We start from the raw sequence: 17,185 nt of genomic DNA, 5'->3' as shown, positions 1-17,185 counted from the left end.
GCCCTGGTCGCGAACGGCATGTTCGTCTACCAGGTCGTTCCCCGCCACGAACGCGTCTACATCCTCCAAATCACCGCCTGGTGATGCCCACCCCCTCGATCCCACTCCGAACCTCACACCCACCGAACGCGAACACCCCCACCCGACAACGCGGTTCACCACCGCATGCCGAGTTCGGTGAGCAGCCGCACCCGCTCCTCGCTCAACGATCCCCGCGGGGGCGTTGGTTGTTGACCCACTTGCCCAACCGCACCTCGACCCTCTCGCCGGCACCGCCATCTGCGGAGCCGGGACCCGTCCCCGACCCGCCGACCACCGACGCCGCCGCGCCGCCTTCCACCAATGCGCCACCCGTCACATGCACGGTCTCGACGTGTGCGCGGGGTACTTCCAGGTCGCCTTCGCGTTCGCGGTAGGCGACGGCCGCGGTGAACGCCGTCTCCCACGCCCCCCGCCCGCGCCTCGGCGCCCGGGCAGCCCCGACGGTGTCGCCGCCCACAACCGCACCGCCCTCCACCACGCCGCCCCGCTCGCCGCCACCCGCCGCCCCACCGTCGCCCGCCGCTGCGCCGTGCCCGTGTTCGGCCGTGATGCCGAGTTCGTGGAGTTGCTCGAGTTGTCCAGGCAGCAGCTTGGCCCGGACGGCGGGCTTGGCGTGCCGCCGCGCCCATCCGCCGATGCCTTCGCCGCCCGCGATGTACCCGGGGCACCAGCTCGTCGAGGCTGCCGCCGTGTGTGAGGTGCAGGCGCACTTCGTTGGCGGCGCGTTGCCATGCGATGGTCCATCCGTCGGGGCGCCACCACGAGTCCAACTCCCGCAGCGCGACGTCTCGTTCGGGGTGGTCCCGGAGCCGGTCGATGAAGGCGCGGACGAGGCCGGCGACGGTGCCGTGCGGGACGACAGCCTTCCGGCCGCGCGCACGACGGGTGGCCCGTCGGCGGCGGACGATGCGCGGGATGCGGGATGCGGGATGCGGGAACCTCCGGGTAGGCGGTGTGGACGGTTCCCATGGCAGGCGCCCGACGGCGCAGGGTCGCCGCGCCTTGCGCGGACCTGTGGAATCGGGTTCCGTGTTGACGGAAGCCCCAGGTGGCGGGCGCCGCCGCGGCCTGGGATCGGAGTCGGGCGGCGGCGCAACTTGCGGTGTCGCGGGGGAGGTTGCGGCGGTGGACCCGCCGATGTCGTCACGCCGGCCGACTTCGGCGCCGCGCTGAACGTGCTGCTCGGCGACGTGTGGAAGTGCTACGAGAAGCAACTCCCGGGTCACCGCGTTCAGATCGATGTCAAGTTCGTCGAACCGCCCCCGGCACCACCACCGGGCGCCGCGGCGACCGCAACGAGTACTTCCAGTTCACCGCCATCGACGACAACCCGGTGCCGCCGCCTCCCGACGACAGCGGAGAGAGGGGGCTCACGCCCGCTTCGGGAACCCTGTCGCCGTCCTGGCCTCGGGCGATCCGGGCCGTCCGCGCCTGGATCGCCCCCCGGATCGCGCTGCAACGCTACTGACGAGCGTGGTCGAACGCGCCCCCACCCGCACGGTTACAGGCCCTGATGAACTCGGTCGGAGCAGACCACGGACTGCACCTTTACCTCCCGAACCAACACGCCACGGGTAGGCTTCCCGGGTCATGGCCACACGGGGGAAGGGGCGAGGAACGTGTCGATCGCACACAGGCTGGCGGCGCGCTGGAAGTCCGCACTGCTGGCGACGGCGTTGAGCGCGAGTTGTCTTGCCGCGACGCCAGGTTCGGCGAGCGCCGCGCCCGCGCCGATGTGCGGGCAGTACGCCACCGCACCGGTCGCCAACGGTCGCTACATCGTCGACAACAACAACTACGGCGGCTTCGCGCAGTGCCTCACGGTCGACGAGGCGGGCGGATTCACCGTCAGCACGTCCGGCGCGAACGTCAGCCCGCCGGCCGGGCCGGCCGCGTACCCGGAGATCTTCGAGGGCTGCCACTGGGGTACCTGCACTGACCCGGCCAAGACCGAACTCCCTCTCCCGGTCCGTGAGATCGGCTCGGCGAAGAGCAGCTGGTCGACGCGACCGACGAGCACCGGCAACTACAACATCGCGTACGACCTGTGGTTCAACTCGACGCCGACGACCGACCCGAGCGGCCAGCCGGACGGCGCCGAGCTGATGATCTGGCTCGACCGCCGCCCTGCGTTGGACAGCCCGCCGGGGACGGTCGTGAACATCGGGGGTGTCCCGTACATCGCGTGGCAGACCACGATCAGCGCGAACGGCAAGACGTGGCCGCTGCTCGGCTACAGACTGCAGAACCCGACGGCTTCCGTCACCGATCTCGACCTGCGCGCGTTCGTCCGCGACGCGGTCGTGCGCGGCGTGGTGAACCCGGACTGGCACCTGATCGCGGTCGAGGCCGGATTCGAGATCTGGAACGGCGGCCAGGGCCTGGAGACCGAGTCGTTCTCATCGACCTCGAAGCCCGGCTACCCGGTGGGCCCGACGACCGCCGGCACGCCCGGCAAGTGCATGGACGACGCCTGGAACGCGACGACGCCCGGCAACCCGGTCATCCTGTGGACCTGCCACGGCGGCGCCGCGCAACAGTGGACCGTCGCCATCGACGGCACCATCCGGCATGCCGGCATGTGCCTGGGCACCACCGGGGCGATGGTCGCCCTGCACCCGTGCAACGGCTCGCCTTACCAGGTCTGGTTGCCCGCGCTCAGCGGCGGCTTGTGGAACCTCGGTTCGGGGCTGTGTCTACGCGACGGGTCGTCAGGAACGGCGGACGGGACACAGCTCGACCTCGTCACGTGCGACGGATCCGTCGGCCAGCGCTGGACGCTGCCGAGCACCGTCGCGGCCTCGCCCGCGTGACCGGACAGCCGACGGCGGGCGCTGCCCGCCGTCGGCTGTCCCCGCGGTCGGCCGCTTCCGAAGGACCGGAAACGCCTTCGTTTCGTGTCCGGGGGCAGAGGAATGATGAGCCGACCCGAGTTTTGTAGAGTCCGTTTGCGGTTGTTCACGCGGACTGCGTGGTTTGCTCCTGGTCGGCCCAGTGTTGCTGCTCGTACTCGATCGGTGGCATGTAGTCGAGCGCGGAGTGCGGGCGTTCGTCGTTGTACCAGGTCATCCATTCGGACCCGACCGAGGCGTTTTTGGGGCGCACACACCGGTCACCTACTTCGGGTCCTTCTTGTGGCGGCCGTCCGGGGTGGGCTGCCCGTCCTTGTTGCCCGGCGGGGGCCCTGGACGGGTCGGGGGCGGGTTCGTTGTGTTCGCCCATGATGGCGATCGCCCCTCTCGGGTCGTCACGGTCCGAAACCTCAGGATGACGCAACCGAGGGCGGGGGGAACGGTTCATGACGACCGAAGCCACCGCGCCGCGGGACGCAATGTCATGGCCGCTTCCGGCGACGTTCCCACCCGGGCGTCGAGAACGGCGTCGGGCCTGCCCGTCACGATCCCCGGCCGGCCCGACGGCCCACCGCCACGCCCGCAGGGCGCCGATGAGCGTTGTGGTGAGACACACTGGGGCGCGTACATCCGCGAGCGGGGCACGGCACCGGCGGCCGCGTGCAACCGAACGAAAAGCTGCCACCTCCTGGTGGATGCCCCGTTCATCCGGCGTCGGCCCCACGAACGCGGGGATGCTGTCGGGTCCCATGACGAACACCTGGTGTGGTGTGTCGGCCGCACGAACGCGGGGATGCTTCCCGCCTGATCGGACTCGACCTGATCCGGTGCGGGTCGGTCCCGCGGCGATGTACTCGGTGGCCATGACGCGGATGCCTCGGTCCGCCCTCTCGACAGATCGCCCCACGTCCTCGGTGCGGGCGGCGTCCGCCTGCGGCGTCCGGCCCGGGCGTGTGGGGCCGCGGCATGTCGGGTCCCCTTCCCGGCGCCGGGAGCCCCCGGTCCGCCGGGCCGGACGGACCTAGCGTGGTGGATCGAAAGGCGCGGCACGGGCGTTGACCGACTCCCGACCGCCGCGCCGGCACCGTACCGCGGTGCCCGCACCGTTCCCGTCGTTCCCGTCGCATCGGAGGAACCCCGCCGTGTCTGCTCCCGCCTCGTCCCGTTTCACCGGCAAGCTCACCGCCGACAACGCCGCGCTGCTGCTCGTGGACCACCAGCTCGGGCTCTTCGCGGCCGTACGCGACTACCCGGTCGCCGAGTTGAAGCACAACGTCGTTGCGCTGACCAGGGCCGCCGTCCTGCTGGGCGTCCCGGTGATCGCCACGACCACCGCGGCCGACTTCCTGTGGGGACCGCTCATCCCCGAGCTGGCGCAGGTGCTCCCGAACGGGCTCGAGGTCATCGACCGCAGCACCGTCGACGCCTGGGACGAGCCGCGGGTACGCGAGGCCGTCGAGGCCACCGGACGCCGCAAGCTCGTCGTGGCGGGCGTGTCCACCGAGGTGTGCCTCACCCTGCCCTCGCTGTCGGCCACCGGTGCCGGATACGACGTGTACGGCGTGGTCGACGCGTCCGGCACCTTCAACCGCACCAAGCGCGAGACCGGCATGCTTCGCATGCAGCAGGCCGGCGTGATTCCCGTCGACCACTCGTCGGTGATCGTCGAAATGCTCGGCGACAACGCGCACCCCCTGGCTCGGGACGTGTACGCCGCCCTCGCCATGGACTTCGGCATCCTCAACGGCCAGATCCGCGAGGCCTACGCGAAGATGGGTGTGTGACGGCGCCCCCGTCCCCGGCGGCCGACCGCACGGCGGACACCCGGGACCGCGCCACACGGCCCGCGGACGTCACGACGGGCGGCGGCCCGCGGTGGAAGGCCGCGCTGTCGGCCGCCGCCGCCGTCTACCCGGTGTCCATGGCAGCCGAGTTCTGGCTGCTGCCGCGTCTCGGCGCCCTACCGATGGCGGCCCGTGACGCGGTCGTCGCCGTGGTGTTCAGCACGCTGATGACGTACGTGACGCTTCCCCTGGTCGGGCGCGCGCTGCGCCTGCGATCCGGTGGCGGAAGGCGACCCACGAGCACGCGAACGCTCCACGGCGACGAGCGATGAGCGATGAGCGCCGGGCATCGACAGCCACACCGACCGCCGTTGTGAGCACACCGGTGAATGACGTGGTTGCCCCGCGGCAATCGCGCACCCGCCGCCCGACCGTCGTGCTCGCGGCGCACGAGCACGACGGTCCCCCGCACCACCGGTGCGGTGCGTGCCGCGCTCGACCCGCAGCAGCACGCCGAGTTCGACGACGAGATGGCCGCGATGCCGATCGCCGGGTCACCTCGCACGCCTTGCGGTGGGCCGTACCGATCAGGTGTTCCACCGTGCGCCGGGTGGCCGCGGGTGTGGACCGTTCCCGATCTCCTCGATGAGGATCATCGCGCCGGGCGAGTCCGCCCGGACCTCCCCGACGACGCGGATGACGCCCGCCTCGGAACATCCCCGCGTGCGCGGGGCCGCGCTCGGGTGCTCGGATCCGAGCACCACACTCACCCAGGACCGTGCGACAGGTGTACGGGTTCGGTGGGGGATCGGGTCGAACCCGTCGGGCGTGCGGGGAGGGCGGAGGTCGGGCGTGGCCGGGGGGTTCGGGGGTGGGGCTGTTCGGGCCGGGCGTCGGCGGCGTCGATTGTGGGGGGTGGGTCGGGGGTGAGGGGGCGGGCGGGGATGGGGCTGGCGAAGACGATGTTGGTGGTGACGTGGCCGAAGACGGCGATCCTGGTCGAGATGTCCTCCAGGTCTTCCATGGATCGCGCCGCGACCCGGATCAGGTAGCAGTCCTCGCCTGTGACGTGGTGTGCCTCCAGGACCTGCGGGGTGTTTCGGAGCATGTCCAGGAAGGCGGTCTTGGCGGCGCCGGCGAAGCGGAGGCGGACGAACGCGGTCAAGGGATGGCCGATCGCGGCCTGGTCGATCACGGCTCGGTAGCCGCTGATGATTCCGTGATCGGTGAGCCGGCGCAGTCGGTCCGCTGTGGACGACGGGGACATGTTGATCTCACGGGCCAGCTCGGCCGTGCTCATGCGGCCGTCTCGCTGGAGCAGGGACAGGATCGCCGCGTCGGTCGAATCGATCGCCTGCCGTGGATTCGACGCCATGACGCGGACGATACCGCAGGATGCGAGTCCGTGAAGGGTCGGATGCCGGTGATCGCGTGTTCGTTCGTCGGGTCGTCCCGACGACGATGGACGCTGGTTCGGCGATCCGTCGGGCCGGTGATTCGAGGGGAGGAACGGACTCGCGATGAAACACCCGCGCGCCGACGGCAACGCGTTCCTCGCGCTGGCGGCGATCTGTCTGTCCGCGTTGATGTTCGGACTGGAGATCTCCAGCGTCCCGGTCGTCCTGCCGACGTTGCAGACCGTTCTGCACGGCTCGTTCTCGGACACCCAGTGGATCATGAACGCCTACACGATCGGTGTGACGACCGTGCTGATGGCGACCGGGTCCCTCGCGGACCGGTTCGGCCGCAAACGGGTCCTCGCGGCGGCGGTGGCGGCGTTCGGCGCGACCTCGCTGGTGTGTGGGCTCGCGACGACGACACCGCTCCTGATCGCAGCCCGCTTCCTCCAGGGGGCGAGCGGTGGGGCGATGCTCATCTGCCAGATCGCGATCCTGGCCCACCGGTTCCCGGACGGCCGGGCGCGGGCCCGGGCGTTCGGCGTCTGGGGCATCGTCTTCGGCGCCGGGCTCGGCCTCGGGCCGGCCATCGGCGGTCTGATCGTCGAGGTCGCCGACTGGAGGTGGGTCTTCCTGGTCCACGTGGGGATCGCGCTGCTCACACTGCCGCTTCTGGCCCGGGGCGTCCGCGAGTCCCGCGACCCGCACGCGACGCGCGTGGACGTGCCCGGTCTGGTGACACTGTCGTCGGGCATCTTCGGCCTGGCGTTCGTCATCACACGGGCCCCGACGTCGGGCCTCGCGAACCCCGCGATGACGGTCGTGCTCGGCCTCACCCTGATTTCGCTCGCGGGCTTCGTGGTGGCCGAACGGGTCGGTCGACACCCGATGTTCGACTTCTCCGTCTTCCGCAATCGTCGCTTCTCGGGCGCGTTGCTCGGCTCGGCCGCGATGAACTTCAGTTTCTGGCCGCTCATGATCTACCTGCCCGCGCACCTCGAACACGGCCTCGGGCACGCGGTCGTGACGGCGAGCACGGCCCTGCTCGCGTACACGCTGCCCACCCTGGTGCTGCCGCCGCTCGCCGAACGCCTGCTGCTCCGGCTGCGTGCGGAAGTCGTGATACCCGCGGGGCTGTTCGTCATCGGGTGCGGATTCTTCCTGATGTGGATCGGCAGTGGCACCGACAACCCGACCTGGGCCGACCTGTTGCCCGGCATGACCGTGGCGGGCATCGGACTCGGGCTGGCCAACACGCCCGTCACCAACACCACCACAGGTTCGCTGCCGACCGCGCGCGCCGGCATGGCCTCGGGCCTCGACATGACCACTCGGATGACGTCGCTCGCGATCAACATTTCCATGATGGGGCTGCTGCTCACCGCCGGTGTCTCCGCCCACCTGCGCGCGCATCTGCCGGAACGCCTGCCCACCGCGCGCCTGCGGTCGCTGACCGAGCGCGTGGCCAACGGCGACGACGCGGAGGATCTGCGGCGTGCCTTCCCCGAACTGCGCCGACTCGACCCGACCGACACGATCCGGGCGCACGCGCTCATCCAGGGGTTCGAGCTGATCACCCTCTACGGCGGCATCGCCGTGTGGCTTTTCGCCGCGGCGAGTTGGGCGTTGTTCCGTTCGGCGCCGAGCCGGGGGAAGGAGGGAGCCGAGGAAGCGGAGAAGACGCAGGAAGTGGTCGAGGCGGGCCCCTCGACCGAGGGCGAGGGGACGGGGAGCCGGGCGACTCCGTGAGTTCCGCGGTCGGTCGGAGCGCCGTGCGGGTTGCAGGGCTGGGGGGGTCGTGAGGCGGGAGTTGCCTTTCCTCGGGGTGTGCGTGTGTGTCCCGGGGGTGGTGGTTGGTCGTCAGTGGGGTGGGGGTGTCGTGGGGGCGTTCGTGTGCCGGCCGGGGCACGAACGACCGTGATCGTTTCGATTGTCACGGGTATGACCGTCGACTGACGTCGGTTGCCTGACACGAGCGGGTTGTTCCGTCGCGGGGTTGCCCTTTCCTGTGTCGGGCCCCCAGTGGTGTGGGTGTGCCGCCCGGTATGGCGAGGGGTCGTTGTTCGGTTTCGGTACCGTCCTGCCGGTTCCTCGGATACGGCAGTGTTGCGGCCGTTGGTGGTGCGGCGTCTGCCGGCCTCGGCGGAAGCGGGTGGTGTCACCCGCGCACGTGGCGGTCCCGCCGAGGCGGTGGGGGTGTCGGAGCGCACGATGTGGCGGTGGTTGGCGGCAGCGCGCGTCGGGCCGTGCGGGTTCCGCCGAGACGTGACCGCTTCACGCCGGACGACGCACTCCGGCCGTGTCCGACGGACCCGGGCCCGATCGTGAGGGCGTTGCACCGCCGGATGTGCGTCGGAGCCGACAAGGACACCCAAGGCGGAGCCCCCTCGAGACCCCGGGTCGTGTCGTCGACGACGCTCCATCACGCGGTACGGCGTGACCGTCGCTCGCCACGTGTGCTTGGGATCGCGCGTTTGATCCGCGGGTCGCCCGCGGACGGCTACGACCGCGTCGGCCGACCCGGCCCTGCCGGGGACGGGAACTTCACGCCGTGCGGGTCGACGTCGACGGTGTCCAAAGGGGTCTCGAGGTCTCCTTGGGCGTCGCGGTAGCGCTCGGCGGCGGCGTAGCTGCGGAGCCAGTTGCGTCTTTGTGGGTCCAGGACGCGGGTGCGCACGAACCGCGCCGGCTGGACGGGGTCGCGCCGGGAGGAGAACCACACCAGCGAACCCCGCCCCGCGGGCCCGCCCACGACGCCGGACTCGTCGCCCTCGTCGACGAGCGGACGGGCGGTCGAGCTGCTGGGAAAACTGGTCGAGGACAAGCTGCTGAGGTGCCGCAAACTCCGCGTCGACACCACCGTGATCGAGGCCGACATCGACCAACGGCGTTCACCGGTTCAGCCCCGAAGTCGCCGAAGGTAACAGTGCGGGTTCCGGCGCCCCGGGCCGGGTTGTAGCGCTCCTCGATTCTGAACACATGATGAGGTTCCTCGAGTACCACCCTGATCCCGGCCGTGCTGCGGCTGCGCTCGACCCGGTCGACATCGACGGAGGCCAGGACGGTCCCGCGGGGGTCGAGCACCTCCAGGAGGAACTCGGCGTTGTCGCCGAGGTTGTCGGCGACCGGAAGGACGGTGACGGTCGCGTGCTCGAGAGGGCCACCCAGGCCACCCGGCGCGTCGACCAGTCCCCGGTAGGCCCCGCCGGGGCTGGTGAACGGGGCGCCGTAGTCGAGGAAGCCGCGGAGGATCTCCTCGAAGTCGCTGCCGCCGGTGTCGGGGAACCCCCGGTGACGGTGATGGGGCGCTCCTGCGCGGACGCCGCGCACCGCGCGATGACATCGACGGCGATCCACGGTCCGCCGCGAGTGTCGCCGGACATCCAGGTCATCGCGAGGCGCGGCCGTGAGGGCACAGGTGGGAGGGACCCCTCGCCGAAGCGTAGTTCGTAGCGGTAGTGGGGGTCGGTGTCGAGCATCGTCAGCGTTCTTTGGATCCGCTGCACGAGTTCGCCGACGTCCGTGCTCGGTTCGCCCCGTTCGACCCCGAAGAGCGCGGCGGCCGTTGTGTGCGCCTCCTTGATCCGATCCGCGCCGCCGTTGAGGTAGTAGTCCACGATGTCGGGGTACTTCGCGACGAGTTGCTCGACGTAGGTGAGGCCTCGCCACCTCGGGCTCACGCCGTGAGCGATCGCGAGGTCGTGCAGCCAGTTCTGCGCCTCGGGCGTCGGATCCCACGGCGTCACCAGACGCCGGGGCCCCACGTTCAACCCGGCCCAGCGGGGATCCCGCACGAGCGCGCGCAGGGACTTCTCGACCTCGCCCTTCTGCTTGGTATCCAACGGCCTGGTGTACCTCTCGACCTGGTACACCACGTCGGTGCCGTTCGGTCCCGCGCCGCGATCGAGGATGTCCACTCCACCGTCGCCGCTCGAGGGGGTGATCCGCACCGAGTCGACATGCTCACGGTTGACGAACATCGCCACCACGGCCTCGACGTCATTGCCTTCATATCGCGTCCACGCCACACGGGTCACATCGCATGATCCCACTCACGGAAGGTGCGGGTCCCCGGCTTCCGCACGAATTCGTCCGGCGACGGGTTTCCCGCCATCGGTGGCTCTGTTCGTCGCCTGGACGTGGGCCTCGAACACGTCGAGCGCCGGGCCGAGGACGGTGGTCACCGGGTGCAGGATGTCGGCGGCCCGGATGTCGACGCCGGCCAGGAGCGCGACCAGGGCGCGCACGGCGTGTCCGGTGGCGTCCGGTGCCTTGCAGCGATCCGGACCGGCCGCCACGCCCTCCAGCGCCTCCAGCGCCTCTGCGACCCCGTCCGCCGTCTCCCACCAGTTGGGGGCGGCCCGGTCAGGTGATGGCGCATCGTGCGGCGAGTGCACGGAGTTCGGGTGTGGTGCGTGCGCTCACGAGGAGGGTGGTGACGAGAGCGCGGACGGCGGGTCGGGCGTGGGTTTCCTCGGGGGAACAGCGTTCGGCGTTCAGCAGTGCGTGCAGGCTTTGGTCGCGGCGTCCCCAATGGGCGTACGCGGTGGCGATGTCGGTGAAGTAGCGGCAGCGGCGTTCGACGGTGGGCAGTGCCGCCGGCGCGATGGTGCGGGCTGCGGCGATGGCCGCGCCGGGGTCGCCGGCGGCGTTCTCGGCGGAGATGCGGTGGAGGGCGACGGTGGCGGGTCCGAAGCCGCCGCCGTGGTCGCGGAGCATGACCCCGCCCAGGCGGGCGGCAATTGCGGCGGCCTCGTCGGTGAGTTCACGCATGCCGTCCCGGTCCCGGGCCCTCGCCGCCGTGTAGGCGGCGGACTGCAGCAGCAGTCCTCGTTCCGCGGCGAAGCGCGGGGAGGGGCCTTGGAGGGTGGGATGGTCGGCGGCGTCGAGAGCGATGCGCATGGCCTGTTCGTGCCACCCGGCCTTGCGGGCGAGGACGGCCAGGTTGCGGGCCGCTTCCGCGGCGACGAGGGGGCTGTTGCCGGCGTGGGCGGTGGCGCGGGCACGGTCGGCGGCCATCCACCCCAACTGGATGTCGTCGAGTTTGATCAGCATGCGCGTGGTCAGCACGTAGACCTCCCCGAGCAGCACCTGGTGCTCGGCGCTCGCGGTGTCATCGGCCAGGGCATGGCCGGCCGCGACCAGGCACGGCAGACGTTCCGCGAGGGCGCCGTAGTGACCGGCGTGATAGTCGCCCATGGCCACCGCCAAGGCGCCGCGCACCCGCGCCGTCGTGGTCGTCGGCGGCGCGGCGTCCAGACCGAGCATCGCGTCGCGCACCCGCGTGACCAGGACATCGCCCGACGCCGGCGTCCGCGCGCCTCCGGCCCCGACGAGGGGGAGGGAGGCGGTGGCCGCCAGGTTCGCCAACAGGCGTCGTCTGCGCACGTTCTCGCCCTCTCGTGGTTCCTCGCGCACAACAGTAGGACCCGGCAACCCCGGAAGCGATCCACTCGCGGCCGGACGCGATCCCGGTAACGCCGGCGCGGGCGCGAGCCCGAAATCCTCGACGGACAACTCCAGCGCGTGGGCGAACCGCCGGATGACCGTGACATCCGTCAACGGCGCGAGGCCCCGTTCGTACCGGGAGACCTGCGCGGCGGAGTACCCGGCACGCCGACCGAGTTCGGCCAGCGTCCACGCCCGCGCCAGGCGGGCCTGTCGCACCCGCGTGCCCGAACCCGGGCGCTGCCGCTGTTGCCTGACGGTGGCCACGAACGACCTCCTCGCCTGCCGGTGCGGGAACTCCCAGTGATAGCACCCGCACACCCCCACGATGAACCGCTTTGCACAACACGCAAACGGTTTGCGCCATGCGTTCCCGGCCGGGACGCGACGACCCGGTCCGAGGCGTGATGGGACCACGCGGTACCCACTTCCCGGTCCGCGTCCGAGGCGGCCACCATGCCGTCCGGCCCCACCGCACGAGGAGCGACCGTGCGCACAACCCTGACCTCGACCCATCCCGACGAACGCCTCACCCCCGCCTACTACATCGACCCGCGACAGGTCACACACCGCTACATCGCCGACCTGCTGCCTCGCTGCGCCACCGTGTTCGACGTCAAGCCGGCCATCGCCGCCGACCTGGACCACCTCACCGCCACCATCGCCGCCACCGCCGCCGTCCACCCCGACGCGCGCCTGACCGGAGCGATCCGCGTCGAGGACGGGGCAAGGATCGAGGCCGGCGCCACAATCACGGGTCCCGTGCTGATCTGCGCCGGCGCCGTGATCGGGTCCGGCGCGGTGATCCGCGACCACACCGTGATCGGCCCGGGTTGCCGGATCGCGGGAGGCGCGGAGATCACCCGCAGCCTCCTGGCCGGCCGCGTGCTGATGGTGCACCAGGCATTCGTCGGCGACTCGATCCTGGGCCACGGCGTCAACGTCGGCGCGTTCTGCACCACGACCGGCATGCGCGTCACCGGCCCGGTCACCGAACCCGCCACCGACGAGATCACCCTCGTCCTCGACGAGAAGCGGATCGGCACCGGCCAGACGAAGTTCGGCGCGGTGATCGGCGACGACGTCGCCCTCCCCGCCGGCACCGTCCTCAGCCCCGCCACCCTCATCGGCCCCGGCACGGTGATCCTCCCCCGCAACCACATCGGCGGCCTCCTGCCGCGCGGCACCCGAATCAGGTGAGCCCCATGACCACAACGCACCCCACCACCACGGCGACCGAGGCCACGGACATGCTGCGGATCACCGGCGGCACACCCCTCACCGGCACCGCGACCATCCAGGGGAGCAAGAACATCGCCCTCCACCTGTACGCCGCAGCCCTCGCGTGCGACGGCCCCACCGTGCTGCGCAACGCCCCCGCCATCGTCGACACCGACGTATGCGCCGCGATCCTGCGCCACACCGGCGCCGAGGCCGAGCACACCGACGGCGAGTTCCGCGTCACCCCGACCGACCGCCCGCTCCCCGAGATCCACCCCGTCCTGGGCGGCCGGGTGCGCGTGACCACCATCCTGGGCGCCGCCGTCCTGGCCCGAGCCGGCCGCGTGAGCATGCCCCGGCCGGGCGGGGACGCGTTCTGCCCACGTTTGATCGACCGCCACCTCGCCGCGATGACCGAAGCCGGCGCCACCGTCACCGACGACGGCCACACCATCCGAGCCTTCCTCCACCCCCACGGGCCCCGCCCGTTCCGCGTCGACGTGAACACGCCTTACGGCCCGAGCATGGGCGCCACCGTCACCGCCCTCCTGCTCGCCGCCCACGCGCCCGGGAACAGCCTGATCACCCATCCCAGCATCGAACCCGAAGTCGTCAACACCGCCGCGTTCCTCGCCGCCGCCGGTGCCGGTATCGACTGGGCCGACGACGGCCTTCACGTCACCGGCACCGACCGCCTCACCGGCGGCACCCACACGATCCCCGGCGACCGGATCGAGGCGGCCACCTGGGCGATGGCCTGCGCCGCCACCGGCGGCCACGTCCTCCTCGACGGCATCGCCCTCGCCGACCTGCCGATCGGCCTGACCACACCCCTGCGCGAGGCCGGGGTATCCCTCACCGACCTGCACCACGCCGTCGCCGTCCTCGCCCCCGACCGACTCCTCCCGGTCGCCGCGAGCACCGGCCCGCACCCCGGCCTGCCGACCGACACCCAACCCCAACTCACCACCATGCTCACCCAAGCCCACGGCACCTCGACCCTCACCGAGACGATCTACCCCAGGCGCGACACCCACGTGGCCGGCCTACGCGCGTTCGGCGCCGACGTCGCCACCGACGGCCCTCGCATCCGGGTTCGCGGACCCGTTCGACTCCACCCCGCCGACGTGCACGGCGAAGACATCCGGGCCGCCACCGCCCACCTCATCGCCGCCCTGACAGCGGACGGAACCTCTACGATCCGCGGCATGCACCACCTCCGACGCGGCTACCAACGCCTCGTGCCGACCCTGACCGCCCTCGGAGCCCACGCCACCCTCACCACCACGGAGAATCCACACCGATGAACCCGACGCCGTTCTCCCGCACCGACGTCCAAGCCCTCCATGACGCCCTCGACACCCTCGTCACCACCGGCGGCAGCCCCGGCGGCGTCATCGTCTGCGGGACCCGGGAGGGAGAGCGGGTCACGATCACCGCAGGCGTCGTCGCACCGGAGTGCGGCGACGCCCCACCCACCGAACACACCGTCTACGACGTCGCGTCGCTCACCAAGGTGATCGCCACCTGGCCCCTGATCGGCCGCGCCCTCGACACCGGACTCCTCGACCTCGACACTCCCGTCGGCACGTACCTCGTCCCGATCACCGGCGACGCCCCCGGCGCCCACGCCACCATCCGCCGACTCCTCACCCACACCAGCGGCCTGCGCGCCGAAACCCGCCTGGACCGCTACCGCGGCAACCCCAACCCGCTCGCCGAACTCCTGTGCCGCGAACCCCTCGACGAAGCACCGGGCCGCCACCGCTACCTCAACCGCGGCTTCATCCTCCTCGGCCTGGCCCTCACCCACGTCCACCGGCGGTCGCTACACGAACTCGCCACCGAACTGTGGACCGACCTCGGCATGCCCCACACCACGTACGGACCCGTCGCTCGCGGCCCGAACGTCGCCCCCACGGAACAGCGTCTCGCCGGAGCACCCCGGATCTGGGGCGGCGTCCACGACGACAACGCCGCCCTCCTCGGCGGCATCGCCGGCCACGCCGGGACCTTCACCACAGCGGCAGACCTCGCCGGCTACGCCGAACACCTCCTCGACCCGAAACAACCACTCCACACCTGGCTCACCGCCTCGCGCACACCCCAAGCCTCGGTCGAACCCGGCCTCGACCGAGGACTCGCCTGGCTGCTCGTCGACGACGGCCACGTCGTCTACCACCACGGCTGGACCGGGACCAGCCTGTACCTCGCCCCCACCACCGGCCGCTACATCACGATCTGCACCAACGCCGTCTACCACGGACCACCCAGCCCCCGCCTCGCCCCACTGCGCACCCTCGCCCGCAAAACCCTCACCACCACCTGACAGTGAGGATTGACCATGGCATCGCCCGGAGGTCTGACTCTCCACCTGACTGACGCTTCGGTTGTCCTTGTGGTGAATCGTCGGCCTGCCGGGCGATGCCGTCCGGCGCGTGGCCGGTCGGGCTTCCGTGACTTCATAGGAGCCTGGCCAGAGGTCCCATCACTGTCTTGTCCGTCTGCCCGACCGGCTCGCGCCCTCCCACCGGTGAGCGTTGGAAGGGCAGCACACAACAGCATGGCAGACGAGATGGCGGTGGTCGGCGGGATCGACACCCACACCGACCTCCACCAGGCCGCGGTCGTCGACGGCATCGGCAGGCACCTGGCCACCGAGCAGTTCGAGACCACCCCGCAGGGCTACCGGCGGCTGCTGGACCGGCTCCGGGCACATGGTGACGTCCTTGCCGTCGGGATCGAGGGAACCGGTGCCTACGGCGCCGAGATCGCCCGGTTCCTCACCGCGAACGGCATCACCGTCGTCGAGGTCGACCGGCCGGACCGCAAAGCGAGGCGGGACAACGGCAAGTCGGACCCGATCGATGCCTACGGGGCCGCGACCGCCGTCCTGTCCGGCCGGGCCGGCGGAACACCCAAAGCACGCAACGGGATCGTGGAGGCGATCCGGGCCCTGCGGGTCGTCCGCAAGAGCGCGGTCAAGGCCCGCACCCAGACCATCAACCAGATCCGCACCCTCATCGTCACCGCGCCGTCCACGGTGCGGGACAAGCTGCGAGGACTGTCCACGCGAGAGCCGGTCGACACCCTGGCCCGCTCCCGCCCCGCCGGCGAACTCGACGATCCCGCATGCGCGGTGAGGATCGCGCTGCGGCGACTCGCCCGCCGCCACCAGGGGCTCGCCGAGGAGATCAAGGACGCGGACAAGGAGATCGGACCGCTGGTGGCCCAAGCCGCCCCGAGGCTGGTCGCCCTGCCCGGGGTCGGCCCCGAAACAGCCGGTCAGCTGCTGACGAGCGCAGGCGACAACCCCGACCGACTTCGCTCCGAAGCCGCCTTTGCCCACCTCTGCGGGGCCGCCCCGGTCCCGGCATCATCAGGCCGCACCAACCGTCATCGGCTCAACCGGGGTGGTGACCGCGCGGCGAACAACGCACTGCACACCATCGTGCTGGTCCGCATGAAATACGACCGGCGCACCCAGGACTACGTCGTCCGCCGCACCGCCCAAGGCATGACCAAGAAGGACGTCATCCGGTGCCTCAAACGATTCGTCGCCCGCGAGATCTACCGCCACCTACCCCACATGATCCACACCAGGCAATCGCTCCCACAGACCGCTTGACGATCTATAGGAGCTTCACCCCACCACCCGGAGGCTCACCATGGGTGACCTTCTCGCCGACCACACCACCCTGCGCCTCGGCGGCCCCGCCGACCGACTCCTCGTCCACACCGACCCCACCGCCTGGCCCGACCTCCTCGGGGAACTGCCCTGCCGCCCGTGGGTGTTGGGCGGCGGCAGCAACGTCCTGGCGCCCGACGTCGGACACCGCGGCGTCGTCGTGGTCATGGCCATCCGAGGCATCACCACCACCCACGGCCCGCACGACACCGTCGAGGTGACCGCCAGGGCCGGCGAGCCCCTGGTCGAACTCGTCGCCCATGTCGTCGCCCACGGCCTCTCGGGGATCGAGTACCTGACCGGCATCCCCGGCACGGCAGGAGCCGCGCCCGTCCAGAACGCCGGCGCCTACGGACAGGAGATCGCCGACACCCTTACCGCGCTCACCGCCCACGACCACCACACCGGACGCACCGTGCGCCTGACCCGCGACCAATGCCGATTCGGCTACCGCACCAGCCGCTTCAAAACCGACCCGGGCCGCTTCACCATCCTCGACATCACCCTGCGCCTGACCCCACGCAGCCACGCCGCGCCGATCACCTACCGGCACCTGGCCCAAGCCCTCGACGTCACCCTCGGGGCGACCCCACCATTGGCCGAAGCCGCCGCAGGCGTAGCGGCCGACCGCGCAGCCCGCGGAAGGGAATACCGGATTCCACGGCCCGCTTGAGCATTCGCAGGCCCAGGTCCGGCTTGGTGGCGAACTCGACCTCGTCGCCGATACCCGCCGCCCGGCAGCGTTCGCGGTCC

15 protein-coding genes are annotated in these 17,185 nt (G+C 71.2%); 10 read left to right on the top strand and 5 right to left on the bottom strand.

Features of this window, described 5'->3' with window-relative positions; genetic code table 11:
• The first annotated feature begins 1,661 nt into the window (after window positions 1–1,661).
• A complete protein-coding gene (locus ACWCPW_RS50185; protein ID WP_449768368.1) occupies window positions 1,662–2,855 on the top strand; it encodes a ricin-type beta-trefoil lectin domain protein in 1,194 nt (397 codons plus the stop codon).
• Between the two features lie 145 nt (window positions 2,856–3,000).
• Here the strand turns inward: ACWCPW_RS50185 and ACWCPW_RS50180 are convergent, their stop codons facing one another.
• A complete protein-coding gene (locus ACWCPW_RS50180) occupies window positions 3,001–3,147 on the bottom strand; it encodes an integrase core domain-containing protein (protein WP_449768367.1) in 147 nt (48 codons plus the stop codon).
• Window positions 3,148–4,036: 889 nt separating this feature from the next.
• Here ACWCPW_RS50180 and ACWCPW_RS50175 point away from each other — a divergent pair.
• Entirely contained in the window at window positions 4,037–4,678 is a 642-nt protein-coding gene (locus ACWCPW_RS50175; protein ID WP_449768366.1) for an isochorismatase family protein, read from the top strand.
• Entirely contained in the window at window positions 4,675–5,010 is a 336-nt protein-coding gene (locus ACWCPW_RS50170; RefSeq protein WP_449768365.1) for a hypothetical protein, read from the top strand. Before ACWCPW_RS50175 ends, ACWCPW_RS50170 begins: the two co-directional genes overlap by 4 nt.
• Window positions 5,011–5,444: 434 nt before the next feature.
• On the opposite strand, the gene ACWCPW_RS50165 is transcribed toward ACWCPW_RS50170, so the two are convergent.
• Complete coding sequence (locus ACWCPW_RS50165) at window positions 5,445–6,053, bottom strand: Lrp/AsnC family transcriptional regulator (RefSeq protein WP_449768364.1); 609 nt, start codon at window positions 6,051–6,053, stop codon at window positions 5,445–5,447.
• Between the two features lie 145 nt (window positions 6,054–6,198).
• On the opposite strand from ACWCPW_RS50165, the gene ACWCPW_RS50160 reads away from it, so the two are divergent.
• On the top strand, window positions 6,199–7,824 hold the full coding sequence (locus ACWCPW_RS50160) for an MFS transporter (RefSeq protein WP_449768363.1): 1,626 nt from the start codon (window positions 6,199–6,201) through the stop codon (window positions 7,822–7,824).
• Between the two features lie 751 nt (window positions 7,825–8,575).
• On the opposite strand, the gene ACWCPW_RS50155 is transcribed toward ACWCPW_RS50160, so the two are convergent.
• A complete protein-coding gene (locus ACWCPW_RS50155) occupies window positions 8,576–8,899 on the bottom strand; it encodes a hypothetical protein (protein WP_449768369.1) in 324 nt (107 codons plus the stop codon).
• Between the two features lie 155 nt (window positions 8,900–9,054).
• On the opposite strand from ACWCPW_RS50155, the gene ACWCPW_RS50150 reads away from it, so the two are divergent.
• Window positions 9,055–9,528 carry a hypothetical protein gene (locus ACWCPW_RS50150; RefSeq protein WP_449768362.1) on the top strand — a complete coding sequence of 158 codons (474 nt, stop codon included), beginning with the start codon at window positions 9,055–9,057 and terminating at the stop codon, window positions 9,526–9,528.
• A gap of 599 nt (window positions 9,529–10,127) precedes the next feature.
• Here the strand turns inward: ACWCPW_RS50150 and ACWCPW_RS50145 are convergent.
• Window positions 10,128–10,472 carry a hypothetical protein gene (locus ACWCPW_RS50145; protein WP_449768361.1) on the bottom strand — a complete coding sequence of 115 codons (345 nt, stop codon included), beginning with the start codon at window positions 10,470–10,472 and terminating at the stop codon, window positions 10,128–10,130.
• Window positions 10,441–11,790 (bottom strand): helix-turn-helix domain-containing protein, encoded by a 1,350-nt coding sequence (locus ACWCPW_RS50140; protein WP_449768360.1) that lies wholly within the window; start codon window positions 11,788–11,790, stop codon window positions 10,441–10,443. The genes ACWCPW_RS50145 and ACWCPW_RS50140 overlap by 32 nt, the downstream gene beginning before the upstream one ends.
• Window positions 11,791–12,012: 222 nt before the next feature.
• Between ACWCPW_RS50140 and ACWCPW_RS50135 the strand changes: the two genes are divergently transcribed.
• From ACWCPW_RS50135 to ACWCPW_RS50115, 5 genes are all read left to right on the top strand, one after another.
• A complete protein-coding gene (locus tag ACWCPW_RS50135; RefSeq protein ID WP_449768359.1) occupies window positions 12,013–12,723 on the top strand; it encodes a hypothetical protein in 711 nt (236 codons plus the stop codon).
• Window positions 12,724–12,728: 5 nt separating this feature from the next.
• Window positions 12,729–14,051, top strand: a complete 1,323-nt coding sequence (locus ACWCPW_RS50130) for a UDP-N-acetylglucosamine 1-carboxyvinyltransferase (protein WP_449768358.1) — start codon at window positions 12,729–12,731, stop codon at window positions 14,049–14,051.
• Window positions 14,048–15,073: a serine hydrolase domain-containing protein gene (locus tag ACWCPW_RS50125; RefSeq protein WP_449768357.1), complete on the top strand. Its 1,026-nt coding sequence runs from the start codon at window positions 14,048–14,050 to the stop codon at window positions 15,071–15,073. The genes ACWCPW_RS50130 and ACWCPW_RS50125 overlap by 4 nt, the downstream gene beginning before the upstream one ends.
• A gap of 234 nt (window positions 15,074–15,307) precedes the next feature.
• The gene (locus ACWCPW_RS50120; RefSeq protein WP_449768356.1) at window positions 15,308–16,372 is read left to right on the top strand and encodes an IS110 family transposase; all 1,065 of its coding nucleotides are present in this window, start codon (window positions 15,308–15,310) and stop codon (window positions 16,370–16,372) included.
• Between the two features lie 40 nt (window positions 16,373–16,412).
• On the top strand, window positions 16,413–17,105 hold the full coding sequence (locus ACWCPW_RS50115) for a UDP-N-acetylmuramate dehydrogenase (protein WP_449768355.1): 693 nt from the start codon (window positions 16,413–16,415) through the stop codon (window positions 17,103–17,105).
• The last annotated feature ends 80 nt before the right edge of the window (window positions 17,106–17,185 follow it).

Source organism: Embleya sp. NPDC001921 (assembly GCF_053594475.1).
This window is presented reverse-complemented; position numbering and strand designations above follow the sequence as displayed.